9 protein-coding genes are annotated in these 12,231 nt (G+C 69.4%); 3 read left to right on the top strand and 6 right to left on the bottom strand.

Going from position 1 to position 12,231, the window contains the following annotated elements; all coding sequences use genetic code 11:
• The first annotated feature begins 29 nt into the window (after positions 1–29).
• A complete protein-coding gene (locus ACX28W_RS09650; protein WP_458998547.1) occupies positions 30–830 on the top strand; it encodes a sugar phosphate isomerase/epimerase family protein in 801 nt (266 codons plus the stop codon).
• 88 nt (positions 831–918) lie between these two features.
• Here the strand turns inward: ACX28W_RS09650 and ACX28W_RS09645 are convergent, their stop codons facing one another.
• The 6 genes from ACX28W_RS09645 to ACX28W_RS09620 all read right to left on the bottom strand — a co-directional run bounded on the left by ACX28W_RS09645 (position 919) and on the right by ACX28W_RS09620 (position 7,605).
• On the bottom strand, positions 919–1,311 hold the full coding sequence (locus ACX28W_RS09645; RefSeq protein WP_458998370.1) for a DUF937 domain-containing protein: 393 nt from the start codon (positions 1,309–1,311) through the stop codon (positions 919–921).
• 422 nt (positions 1,312–1,733) lie between these two features.
• On the bottom strand, positions 1,734–2,123 hold the full coding sequence (gene rbsD / locus ACX28W_RS09640) for a D-ribose pyranase (protein WP_458998368.1): 390 nt from the start codon (positions 2,121–2,123) through the stop codon (positions 1,734–1,736).
• On the bottom strand, positions 2,120–3,019 hold the full coding sequence (locus ACX28W_RS09635; protein WP_458998366.1) for a ribokinase: 900 nt from the start codon (positions 3,017–3,019) through the stop codon (positions 2,120–2,122). Before ACX28W_RS09635 ends, rbsD begins: the two co-directional genes overlap by 4 nt.
• A gap of 68 nt (positions 3,020–3,087) precedes the next feature.
• Positions 3,088–5,037, bottom strand: a complete 1,950-nt coding sequence (locus ACX28W_RS09630; protein ID WP_458998364.1) for an ABC transporter permease/substrate-binding protein — start codon at positions 5,035–5,037, stop codon at positions 3,088–3,090.
• On the bottom strand, positions 5,027–6,562 hold the full coding sequence (locus ACX28W_RS09625) for a sugar ABC transporter ATP-binding protein (RefSeq protein WP_458998363.1): 1,536 nt from the start codon (positions 6,560–6,562) through the stop codon (positions 5,027–5,029). Before ACX28W_RS09625 ends, ACX28W_RS09630 begins: the two co-directional genes overlap by 11 nt.
• Positions 6,559–7,605 (bottom strand): LacI family DNA-binding transcriptional regulator, encoded by a 1,047-nt coding sequence (locus ACX28W_RS09620; protein ID WP_458998361.1) that lies wholly within the window; start codon positions 7,603–7,605, stop codon positions 6,559–6,561. The genes ACX28W_RS09625 and ACX28W_RS09620 overlap by 4 nt, the downstream gene beginning before the upstream one ends.
• A 214-nt stretch (positions 7,606–7,819) precedes the next feature.
• On the opposite strand from ACX28W_RS09620, the gene recD2 reads away from it, so the two are divergent.
• Positions 7,820–10,066, top strand: a complete 2,247-nt coding sequence (gene recD2 / locus ACX28W_RS09615; protein ID WP_458998359.1) for an SF1B family DNA helicase RecD2 — start codon at positions 7,820–7,822, stop codon at positions 10,064–10,066.
• 297 nt (positions 10,067–10,363) lie between these two features.
• Positions 10,364–11,653 carry a citrate synthase gene (locus ACX28W_RS09610; protein ID WP_362078833.1) on the top strand — a complete coding sequence of 430 codons (1,290 nt, stop codon included), beginning with the start codon at positions 10,364–10,366 and terminating at the stop codon, positions 11,651–11,653.
• Positions 11,654–12,231 lie beyond the last annotated feature (578 nt).

The raw sequence follows: 12,231 nt of genomic DNA, 5'->3' as shown, positions 1-12,231 counted from the left end.
ATGCCCTTGAGCGTTTCAGCATCAACCAGATGACGGTCAAGCAGCTGTCCATGCCCGAACTGGTCGATGCCTGCCTGGAGTTCGACGTCCCGGGCATCGGTCTGTGGCGCGAGCCGGTCCAGTCGTACGGCGTCGAGGCGACGGCCAAACTCGTCCGCGACGCGGGCCTGTCCGTCACGACGCTGTGCCGCGGCGGCTTCTTCACGGCGATCGACCCGCAGGAGCGGGCGCGGGCCCTGGACGACAACCGGGCGGCGATCGACGAGGCGGCGACGCTGGGTACGGACACACTGGTGCTCGTCTCCGGCGGCCTGCCGGCGGGCAGCAAGGACCTGCACGGAGCGCGCGAGCGCATCGCGGACGCGCTGGGGGAGTTGAGCCCGTACGCCGCAGCGCACGGCGTCCGGCTCGCCATCGAACCCCTCCACCCCATGTACGCCTCCGACCGCTGTGTCGTCTCCACCCTCACCCAGGCCCTGGACCTCGCGGAACGCTTCCCCGCGGACCAGGTGGGCGTCACCGTCGACACGTACCACATCTGGTGGGACGACAACGCCCCCGCGCAGATCGCCCGGGCGGGCGCGGGCGGGCGCATCCACACCTTCCAGCTCGCCGACTGGACCACTCCGTTGCCGGAGGGCGTCCTGAACGGCCGGGGCCAGATCGGCGACGGTGCGATCGACATGCGGGAGTGGCGCTCGTACGTCGAGGCCGCCGGTTACACCGGCCCCATCGAGGTCGAGCTGTTCAACGAGGGGCTGTGGGCGCGGGACGGCCGCGAGGTCCTGGCGGAGACGGCGGCGCGGTTCGTGGAGCACGCGATGCGGTGAACCGGACGCACGTCGACAGCCGGCACCGCGCTCGCGCACTGCCCCACCCCGGATGTTCCGGGGTGGGGCAGTGCCGTTCATCCCGTGCTCATCTCTTTCTCGCCGCCCGCTTCGTCAGCACCGTCAGTACCACCGGGATCAGCAGTTCGATGACGCGCGTGACGGTCGCCGCGGGGATGCCCGTCTTCTTGGCGACGGCGTTCGCGACGGGTTTGCTCACCTTGGCCAGTACGCCGGCCATGAGGCCGCCGGTGGCGAACCCGCCCAGGGTCGACACGCCCTGGAGGGGCGCTTCCTCCGGCGGGGTCTCCGGGGCCGGCGCGGCGCGCACCTCGCCGGAGAGTGCCGAAACCGTCGTACCGACCATCTCCCGGGCCCCGGTGTCATCCGTCCCCAGCAGGTTCGCGATCTCCTGGAGCCTGTCGTCGTCGAGCTCGTCGAGGACCTCGTCCTCCAGGGATGCACCGGGATCTTCGCTCATGACGGAAACGCTACGTCCGCCCCGTTTCGTCGGCACGCCGAAAAAATCTCAGAAGACCGTGCAACCCTTTCCGCACCACGTGGGTCGTACTTGGCATCAGGACTTCTGGAGGGGGATCCGGGGGGATCGCGGGGGTTCTGATGTGGGGGAGGGGAAAGCCGAGGGGCCTGGTCGACGGGCCGGGCCCCTCGAAGTCTTCCGACAGCGCTGGAGAGCGCGGCGCCAAGCGCGGGCGCTAGGACCTGTCCGGTCGATCACGGCGGAGACGCGGGGTGTGGCACGCGCATCTGCCGCGTTGTCGTCGGTTGCCGACGCTCCGCGTCGCCGCCCTCCTCCGCCTTGCAGCTGCACGCACCACACCCCGCTCACCGGCATCGGACAGGCACCGCTGCTTTCCTCCACCGTGATCGACCGGACAGGTCCTAGAAGAACACCCCACACCGCAGCAGCACATTCGCGTACGGCCGCGCCTCCCCCGTACGGACGATCAGTCGCGCGCCCGCCGACAGCGACTTCAGCTCCTCGTGCGGGACCGTCCACAGCGCGGGAAAGCGCGCGTCCAGCAGTGCCGCCGCCTCCGGGTTCGCCTCGCGGACCTCGCTCGCGGCCGTGGCGCCCTCCACCACCAGCTCCGCCAGCAGCCCGTCGAGCACCTCGGCGAAGGACGGCACCCCGGCCCGGAAGGCCAGGTCCACGACGCGCGGCCCCTCCGGTATGGGCATGCCCGCGTCGCACACCAGCACCCCGTCCCCATGGCCCAGCTCGGCCAGCGCGCCCGACAGGTGGCGGTTCAGAATTCCGGCCTTCTTCATAGCGACGCGACCTCCTCGGCGGTCGGGAAGGATATCTGCGCGCCGGGGCGTGTGACGGCGGCGGCCCCGACCCGGGCCGCGTACGCGGCGGCGACGGGCAGCGGCTCGTCCAGCCCCAGCCGCCAGGCCAGCGCCGCCGTGAACGCGTCACCCGCCCCGGTCGTGTCCACCGCCTGCACCTTCACGGACGGCACCCGCACGGCTCCCGCGGAATCCGCCACCAGCGCGCCTTCCGCGCCCAGCGTGATGACCACCGAGCGCGGGCCGAGCGCGAGCAGCGCCGTCGCCCAGTCCTCCGGCGAGTCACCCAGGTCCGTGCCGACGATCACTCGCGCCTCGTGCTCGTTCACGATCAGCGGGTCGCAGGCCGCGAGGACCTCGGCGGGAAGAGCGCGCGGCGGCGACGGATTCAGTACGAAACGGCCGCCGGGAGCGAGATTCCGTACGACCTCCACGACCGTCTCCAACGGGATCTCCAGCTGCGCCGAGACCACTCGGGAGGTGTGGAAGAGGCCGACGGCCGCGCGGACGTCCTCCGGTGCCAGACGGCCGTTCGCGCCCGGCGAGACCACGATGCTGTTGTCCCCGGACGGGTCGACCGTGATCAGCGCGACCCCGGTGGGTGCCCCGCCGACCAGGACGCCGACCGTGTCGACACCGGCCGCCCGCTGCGAGTCGAGCAGTAGCCGGCCGTGCGCGTCGTCACCGACCCGGGCCAGCAAGGCCGTACGGGCCCCGAGGCGGGCGGCGGCGACCGCCTGGTTGGCGCCCTTGCCGCCCGGGTGGACGGCGAGGTCGGAGCCGAGCACCGTTTCGCCGGCCGCGGGCCGCCGCTCGACCCCGATCACGAGGTCGGCGTTGGCCGATCCCACGACCAGGAGGTCGTAGTCGTACATGAACTGTCTCCCTAAAGCAGAACGACGAGGACGGCCGGGCGGCATACGCGGCCCGGCCGTCCCCGGTGTCATCCGGTGAAGTCGGCCACGTTCTGCGCCGTGACCACCTTCACCGGGACCATCACCGTCTTCTCGACCTTCTCGCCTTCAGCGGCCTTCAGTGCGTTCTCGACCGCGATCCGGCCGAGTTCCGTCGGCTGCTGGGCCACGGAGGCGTACATCGTGCCGTTCTTGACCGCCTTCAGACCGTCCGGGGTGCCGTCGAAGCCGATGACCGAGACCGACTTGCCCGCCTTGGAGCCGAGCGCCTTGACCGCGCCGAGCGCCATCTCGTCGTTCTCGGCGAACACGCCCTGGATGTCCGGGTGCGCCTGGAGCAGGTTCGTCATGACGTCGAGACCCTTGGTGCGGTCGAAGTCCGCGGGCTGCTGGGCGACGACCTTGATGCCGGGGTAGGCCTTCAGACCCTCGGCGAAGCCCGCGCCGCGCTCGCGGCTCGCGGACGTACCGGCCAGGCCCTGCAGGATCACGATCTTGCCCTTGCCGCCGAGCTTCTCGGCCAGCGCCTGGGCGCCCAGCTTGCCGCCCGCGACATTGTCGGAGGCGACGAGCGCGGCCGTGTCGGCCTTGTTCACGCCCCGGTCCACGCCGACGACGGGGATGTCGGCCTTGTTCGCGGAGCGCACCGCCGGGCCCGCCGCGTCCGAGTCCACCGGGTTGACGATGATCGAACCGAGGCCCGAGCTGGTGAAGTTCTGCAGCTGGTTGGCCTGCTGCGAGGCGTCGTTCTGCGCGTCCGTGACGGTCAGGTCCACGCCGAGCTTCTTCGCCTCCTCCTGCGCACCCTTCTTGATCTGTACGAAGAAGGGGTTGTTCAGGGTGGAGAGGGACAGGCCCACCTTCTGCGTCGTCGACGAGGACGAACCGTTGTGCAGGAAGGACATCGCGCCGACGACGGCCGCCGCGACCACGGCAGCGATCACATACGTCGCCGCCTGCTTGCCCTTGCCACCACCCGAAGCACCGGCCGCGACCGGGGTCGCCCCGGCCTTGCGCCGCACGGTGTCGAGCAGGACGGCGAGCGCGATGACGACACCGATGACGACCTGCTGCCAGAAGGCGGAGACCGACAACAGATTCAGACCGTTCCGCAGCACCGCCAGTATCAGCGCGCCGATCAGCGTCCCGGACGCCTTGCCGGTGCCGCCCGCGAGGGAGGCGCCGCCGATGACGACCGCGGCGATGGCATCCAGCTCGTAGCCCTGCGCGGCCTGCGGCTGCGCGGAGGAGAGGCGGGAGGCGAGCACGATGCCCGCGGCGGCCGCGAAGAGCCCGGACAGCGCGTAGATCGCGAGCTTCTGCTTCTTCACCCGGAGGCCGGAGAGGCGGGCCGCCTCCTCGTTGCCGCCGATCGCGTACATGGAACGGCCGATGTACGTACGGCCGAGGATCACCGCGGTGATGAGCCCCATCACGACCATGACCAGCACCGGCACCGGCAGCCAGCCGCCGAGGGTGTCACCGAGGTGCGAGACGGAGTCGGGGAAGGCGATCGGCGAGCCCTGCGAGATGACGAGGGACAGACCGCGGCCCACCGAGAGCATGGCGAGCGTCGCGATGAACGGCGGCAGCTTCCCGTACGCGATCAGCACGCCGTTGACCAGGCCGCAGGCGATGCCGGTGACGACCGCGAGGATCACCGCGATCCAGACCGGGACGCCCTCCGAAGTCGCCATCCAGGCCAGGACGGTGGCGGAGAGCGCGGCGACGGAGCCGACCGAGAGGTCGATGCCCGCCGAGACGATCACGAAGGTGACGCCGAAGGCGAGGATGGCGGTCACGGCCGCCTGGACGCCGATGTTGAGCAGGTTGTCCGTCGTCAGGAAGTCGCCGGACAGCGCCGACATCACGATGACGAGGGCGATGAGCGCGGTGAGCGCGCCGTTGTCGAGCAGGAGTCGGCGGACCGCCGAGGCGCCACTCGCGCCCGTTGGTTTCTTGAGCGTGTCAGTGGCCACGGGGGGCCTCCTTCTCAGTGCTGGTGGTGCTGGTGGTGTTCGTGCTGACGGCGAGAGCCATGACGGTGTCCTGGGTGGCTTCGTCGGCGGCGAGTTCGCCCGCGATCCGCCCCTGGGCCATCACCAGCACCCGGTCGCTCATACCGAGCACCTCGGGCAGATCGCTGGAGATCATCAGGACCGCGGCGCCGGCGGCGGTCAGTTCGTTGATCAGCTGGTAGATCTCGACCTTGGCGCCGACGTCGATGCCGCGGGTCGGCTCGTCGAGGATCAGCACCTTGGTGTCGGCGAGCAGCCACTTGCCGATGACGACCTTCTGCTGGTTGCCGCCGGAGAGGGTGCGCACATGCTGGCCGAGCCCGGCCATCCGGACGCCGAGCTGCTCGGCGATCCGCGCGGCGGCCTCCCGCTGCCCCTTGAGGTCGACGAGTCCGCCGCGGGTCGCCGCCCGCAGGGTGACCAGGCCGAGGTTCTCCTCGACGGAGGCGTCGAGGAGAAGCCCCTGACCCTTGCGGTCCTCGGGTACGAGGCCGATGCCGGCCTCCATCGCGGCGTTCACGTCATGACGGCGCAACACGGCACCGGCGACCTTCACGGCACCCTTGTCGTACGGATCGGCCCCGAAGACGGCCCGGACGACCTCCGTACGTCCGGCCCCCACGAGCCCGGCGATACCGACGACCTCACCGGCGTGCACCTCGAAGCTCACGTCGTGGAAGACACCGTCACGGGTCAGCCCTTCGACGGTCAGCAACGCGGCCCCGGAATCGGTGCGTTCGCGCGGATACTGCTGCTCGATGGAACGGCCCACCATGAGGCGTACGAGCTCGTCCTCGGGCGTGGACGCGGGCACCTGGCCGACGCTCTTGCCGTCCCGGATGACCGTGACCCGGTCGCCCAGGGCGGCGATCTCCTCCAGGTGGTGCGTGATGAAGACGATGCCGACACCGTCCTCGCGCAGCTGGCGCACGATGGTGAAGAGCTTCTCGACCTCTTCGGAGGTGAGCACCGCGGTCGGCTCGTCCATGATCAGGACGCGCGCCTTCAGGCTGAGCGCCTTGGCGATTTCGACCATCTGCAGGCGTGCGATACCGAGTTCACGCACCCGCGCGCGGGGGGACACGTCGACACCCACCCGCTCGAGCAGTTCGGCGGCCTCGGCCTCCATCGTCTTCCGGTCGATCATCCCGAAGCGGCGCGGCTGCCGCCCCAGGAAGATGTTCTCGGCGACCGTCAGATCGGGAACGAGGTTGAACTCCTGGTAAATGGTCGCGATCCCGAGACGCTCGGAGTCCTGCGCCCCCTGGATACGGACCTCCTCGCCGTCGACGAGGACGCGCCCGGAGTCGGGGTGATAGGCGCCGGAGAGCATCTTGATGAGCGTGCTCTTGCCCGCGCCGTTCTCGCCGAGCAGCACGTGCACCTCACTGCGGCGCAGATCGAAGTCGACGCTGTCGAGCGCGACCACGCCCGGGAAGACCTTGCGTATGCCCTCGATGCGCAGCAACTCGTCCTGGTTGCTCACGACTTACTCCTGTTCGTTGCGGGGGAGTGCGGGGTGGGGGTCGGGATCGGGGCCGACTCGCCGCACGAGCGGCGCACGACGAGACGGGCGGGGAGAGTGACGGACTGCGGGGTCCGTCCCTCGATCCGGTCGACCAGGGCGCGTACGGCGGCCCGGCCCAGCGCGCCCGTCGGCTGGGCGATCGCGGTGATCGGCGGATCGGTGTGCACGAACCACGGGATGTCGTCGAACGCGGCGAGCGCGATGTCGTCCGGAACCCGCATCCCGCGCGCGCGGATCGCGTCCAGCGCGCCGAGCGCCATCAGGTTGTCGGCGGCGAAGACGACCTCGGGCGGCTCGGCCAGGTCGAGGAACCGCTCGGTGGCCCGACGCCCGCTGTCGGCCTGGAAGTCGCCCTGACCTATGTAGGCGTCGGGGAGTTCGATGCCGTACTCGCCCAGCGCCTGGCGGAACGCCTCCACGCGCTCGCTGCCGGTCGTGGTCGCCGTCGGGCCCGTGATGATGGCGAGCCGCCGGTGTCCGAGACCGTGCAGATGGGCGACCAGGTCACGCACGGCCGCGCGCCCGTCCGCCCGTACGACGGGGACCTCGACGCCCGGGATCCAGCGGTCCACGAAGACCATCGGGGTCCCCGCGCGCGCGGCGTCCAGCATGCCGGGGGAGCCGCCGTCGGTGGGGGAGACCAGCAGGCCGTCGATGCGCCGGTCCAGCAGGGTCCGTACGTGGTGGTCCTGCAGGTCGGGCCGTTCGTCGGCGTTGCCGATGATGACGCTGTAGCCCAGCGCGCGGGCCTCCTCCTCGACGGAGCGGGCCAGCTTGGTGAAGTACGGGTTGAGTACGTCGCTGATGACCAGGCCGAGGGTGCGGGTCTGGTCGGTGCGCAGGGAGCGGGCGACGGCGTTCGGGCGATAGCCCAGGGTCTGTACGGCGGCCAGCACACGGGCCCGTGCGTCCGGGCTGACCGACGGATGGTCGTTCAGCACGCGGGACACCGTGGCGACGGACACGCCCGCCTCCAAGGCGACATCCTTGATGCTCGCCATGATCGCCCCACCTCCTCGTGGAATCGATTACACGGAGGATTGGAATCGATTACATGAGAGTTAACAAGAGTCGAAAGACACCCCGTGACGAGATCGTGATGAATTGCGCTCGGATGAGCGCAGGCGTGAGCTCCGGCGGAGGGCGCCGATCGCCTTCCGGATCGCCTCCCCTTCCGCCCGGGGTGCTGTCAGTCGGACCCGATACCGTCGGATCATGTCCAAGCAGGCGGGGAACGGGGTGCGGCAGCTTGCCGTGCTGGAAGGCGTCCTTGAGCGGATCACGTACGCCAACGAGGAGAACGGGTACACGGTCGCCCGCGTCGACACCGGCAGAGGCGGCGGCGACCTCCTCACGGTCGTCGGGGCGCTGCTCGGTGCCCAGGTCGGCGAGTCGCTCCGGATGGAGGGCCTTTGGGGCTCCCACCCGCAGTACGGCAAGCAGTTCACGGTGGAGAACTACACGACCGTCCTCCCGGCCACCGTCCAGGGCATCCGCCGCTACCTGGGCTCGGGTCTGGTCAAAGGGATCGGCCCCGTCTTCGCCGACCGCATCACCCAGCACTTCGGCCTGGACACCCTCCAGATCATCGAGGAGGAGCCGAAGCGGCTCATCGAGGTCCCCGGCCTCGGCCCCAAGCGCACCAAGAAGATCGCCGACGCCTGGGAGGAGCAGAAGGCGATCAAGGAGGTCATGCTCTTCCTCCAGACCGTCCAGGTGTCGACGTCGATCGCCGTGCGCATCTACAAGAAGTACGGCGACGCCTCCATCTCCGTCGTCAAGAACCAGCCCTACCGCCTGGCCTCCGACGTCTGGGGCATCGGCTTCCTCACCGCCGACAAGATCGCCCAGTCCGTCGGCATCCCGCACGACAGCCCGGAGCGCGTCAAGGCGGGCCTCCAGTACGCCCTTTCGCAGTCCACCGACCAGGGCCACTGCTATCTCCCCGAGGAGCGCCTGATCGCGGACGCGGTGAAGCTGCTCCAGGTGGACACCGGCCTGGTCATCGAGTGCCTGGCCGAGCTGGCGGCGCCGGCCGAGGACGGCGAGGACCCCGGTGTCGTACGGGAGAAAGTCCCCGGCCCCGACGGCGGGGAGCCCGTGACGGCCATCTACCTGGTCCCCTTCCACCGCGCCGAGCTCTCCCTCTCCGCCCAGCTGTTGCGCCTCCTGCGCACCGACCAGGACCGGATGCCCGGCTTCCACGACGTGGCCTGGGACAAGGCACTGACGTGGCTGAAGGGGCGTACGGGCGCGGAGTTGGCGCCCGAGCAGGAGGACGCCGTCCGTCTCGCGCTGACCAAGAAGGTCGCGGTGCTCACCGGCGGCCCCGGCTGCGGCAAGTCGTTCACGGTCCGTTCGATCGTGGAGCTGGCGCGCGCGAAGGGCGCCAAGGTCGTCCTCGCCGCCCCCACCGGCCGCGCGGCCAAGCGGCTCGCCGAGCTGACCGGGGCCGAGGCCTCCACCGTGCACCGGCTCCTGGAGCTGAAGCCGGGCGGGGACGCGGCGTACGACAAGGACCGGCCGCTGGACGCCGACCTGGTGGTCGTCGACGAGGCCTCCATGCTCGACCTGCTGCTCGCCAACAAGCTGGCCAAGGCGGTGCCTCCGGGCGCCCATCTGCTGTTCGTGGGAGACGTGGACCAACTCCCCAGCGTCGGCGCGGGAGAGGTCCTGCGGGATCTGCTCGCCGACCACAGCCCGGTCCCGGCCGTCCGGCTCACCCGGGTCTTCCGCCAGGCCCAGCAGTCCGGCGTGGTGACCAACGCGCACCGGATCAACTCGGGACAGCACCCGGTCACCGACGGCATGAAGGACTTCTTCCTGTTCGTCGAGGACGACACCGAGGAGGCCGGACGGCTCACGGTGGACGTGGCGGCACGGCGGATTCCGGCCAAGTTCGGGCTCGATCCGCGCCGGGATGTGCAGGTGCTGGCCCCGATGCACCGGGGCCCGGCGGGCGCGGGCAATCTGAACGGCCTGCTCCAGCAGGCCATCACCCCCGCCCGCCCCGACCTCCCCGAGAAGCGCTTCGGCGGCCGCGTCTTCCGCGTCGGCGACAAGGTCACCCAGATCCGCAACAACTACGAGAAGGGCGAGAACGGCGTCTTCAACGGCACCGTCGGCGTGGTCACCTCCCTCGACGCCGAGGAGCAGCGCCTGACCGTGCTGACCGACGAGGACGAGGAAGTGCCGTACGACTTCGACGAACTCGACGAGCTGGCCCACGCGTACGCGGTGACGATCCACCGCTCCCAGGGCAGTGAGTACCCGGCGGTGGTGATCCCGGTCACCACGGGCGCCTGGATGATGCTTCAGCGCAATCTGCTCTACACGGCGGTCACCCGCGCCAAGAAGCTGGTCGTCCTCGTCGGCTCCCGCAAGGCGATCGGCCAGGCGGTGCGCACGGTGTCGGCCGGCAGGCGCTGCACGGCCCTGGACTTCCGGCTCTCACACGCCTGATGGAGCTCCAGCCGCCCTTCGATGGCGCCCTGGCCGCCCCCTCGATCTCCCCTTGACGCCCCTCCCGCCGCCCCGTGAGGGCCCCTTCGGCAAAAATGATCGATCAAATTCGTCGTAAAGGTCACACAGTACTTCCGGAACCAGGGCGAAGGGGGGCAGGATGAGCAGGCTGGCGGCACTGAGTGCCGCCAATAGGCCCAATGGTCGACCCCGAGTGCACTCTCCAGGGCCAAATGGGGGATGGTAGAGACAGTCAGGGCACCTCGAAGAAGAGGCACAACGTCGGTGAGGGATGACGTGAGCGACAACTCTGTAGTACTGCGGTACGGCGATGGCGAGTACACCTACCCGGTGATCGACAGCACCGTCGGTGACAAGGGCTTCGACATCGGGAAGCTCCGCGCCCAGACCGGGCTGGTGACTCTGGACAGCGGTTACGGGAACACCGCCGCCTATAAATCCGCGATCACCTATCTCGATGGCGAGCAGGGAATCCTTCGGTACCGCGGCTACCCGATCGAGCAGCTGGCCGAGCGTTCCACCTTCCTTGAGGTGGCCTCTCTGCTGATCAACGGCGAGCTGCCGAACGTGGACGAGCTCTCCACCTTCAAGAACGAGATCACGCAGCACACCCTGCTGCACGAGGACGTCAAGCGCTTCTTCCAGGGCTTCCCGCGCGACGCCCACCCGATGGCGATGCTGTCGTCGGTGGTCAGTGCGCTGTCGACGTTCTACCAGGACAGCCACAACCCGTTCGACGAGAAGCAGCGTCACCTCTCGACGATCCGCCTTCTCGCCAAGCTTCCGACGATCGCGGCGTACGCGTACAAGAAGTCGATCGGCCACCCCTTCGTCTACCCGCGCAACGACCTCGGGTACGTCGAGAACTTCCTGCGCATGACCTTCTCGGTCCCCGCCCAGGAGTACGAGCTCGACCCGGTCGTCGTCTCCGCGCTCGACAAGCTGCTCATCCTGCACGCTGACCACGAGCAGAACTGTTCGACCTCCACCGTGCGTCTGGTGGGCTCGTCGCAGGCGAACATGTTCGCGTCGATCTCGGCCGGTATCTCGGCGCTCTGGGGCCCGCTGCACGGCGGCGCCAACCAGTCCGTGCTGGAGATGCTGGAGGGCATCCAGGCCTCCGGCGGCGACGTCGACTCCTTCATCCGCAAGGTGAAGAACAAGGAGGACGGCGTCCGCCTGATGGGCTTCGGCCACCGCGTCTACAAGAACTTCGACCCCCGCGCGAAGATCATCAAGGCGGCCGCGCACGATGTCCTCTCGGCGCTCGGCAAGTCCGACGAGCTGCTGGACATCGCGCTCAAGCTCGAGGAGCACGCGCTCTCCGACGACTACTTCGTCTCGCGCAGCCTCTACCCGAACGTGGACTTCTACACCGGCCTGATCTACCGCGCCATGGGCTTCCCGACCGAGATGTTCACGGTCCTGTTCGCCCTCGGCCGCCTCCCGGGCTGGATCGCCCAGTGGCACGAGATGATCAAGGAGCCCGGCTCCCGCATCGGCCGCCCGCGCCAGATCTACACGGGCGTCGTCGAGCGCGACTTCGTCCCGGTCGAGGCCCGCTAACCCCGACACCTGCAGCTTTCTACGGCACCCACAACGCCGGTGCCCTACGGCGAGTGAGCCGAAGGGGCGCGCCGGTGTCGAGAGCCCGAACGCGCGGAGGCCCGAAGGGCCGAGCACGATCGGGCTCTCGACACCGGCACAAGCGCCCCGGAGGCGAACCGAGCCCCAAAAAATACGGAAAGCGCCCTGCTACCGGTCCCCCCACGGGCCGGAAGTCAGGGCGCTTTCCTTGTCCCGGTGCGGATTCCCCCCACGGGATCCGGCCGGGCGTCTGTGGACAGCGCCTGAATCGCTGCGAGCTTGCCAGCGGCTTGCTCCGGGGCTGCCGTGAGCAAAACGAGCAAGACTCTAGGTACTGCGGTGCGGTCTGCCGGGACCCGTACCGACGGGAGGGCCGCTCAAAGCTCCCCGCTGCACGTGCCCCGGCAACGCAATTCCGGGAACGTCCCCCAAGACATCCCCCGATGCCAGAAACGCCCCCCAAGACGTCGCTGGCATCGCCAACTTAGACTCACGAACCCCTTCGTTGGTTACGTTCACATCACTGTGATCTGCGTCTCTTGCATATGTCCTGAAGA

The organism is Streptomyces sp. SD15 (assembly GCF_054462255.1).
This window is presented reverse-complemented; position numbering and strand designations above follow the sequence as displayed.

Excerpts from the sequence above, each read along its gene's own strand:
- rbsD (WP_458998368.1), bottom strand. The coding sequence starts at position 2,123 with ATGAAGAAGGCCGGAATTCTGAACCGCCACCTGTCGGGCGCGCTGGCC.
- ACX28W_RS09635 (WP_458998366.1), bottom strand. The coding sequence starts at position 3,019 with ATGTACGACTACGACCTCCTGGTCGTGGGATCGGCCAACGCCGACCTC.
- ACX28W_RS09650 (WP_458998547.1), top strand. The coding sequence starts at position 30 with ATGACGGTCAAGCAGCTGTCCATGCCCGAACTGGTCGATGCCTGCCTG.
- ACX28W_RS09620 (WP_458998361.1), bottom strand. The coding sequence starts at position 7,605 with ATGGCGAGCATCAAGGATGTCGCCTTGGAGGCGGGCGTGTCCGTCGCC.
- recD2 (WP_458998359.1), top strand. The coding sequence starts at position 7,820 with ATGTCCAAGCAGGCGGGGAACGGGGTGCGGCAGCTTGCCGTGCTGGAA.
- ACX28W_RS09645 (WP_458998370.1), bottom strand. The coding sequence starts at position 1,311 with ATGAGCGAAGATCCCGGTGCATCCCTGGAGGACGAGGTCCTCGACGAG.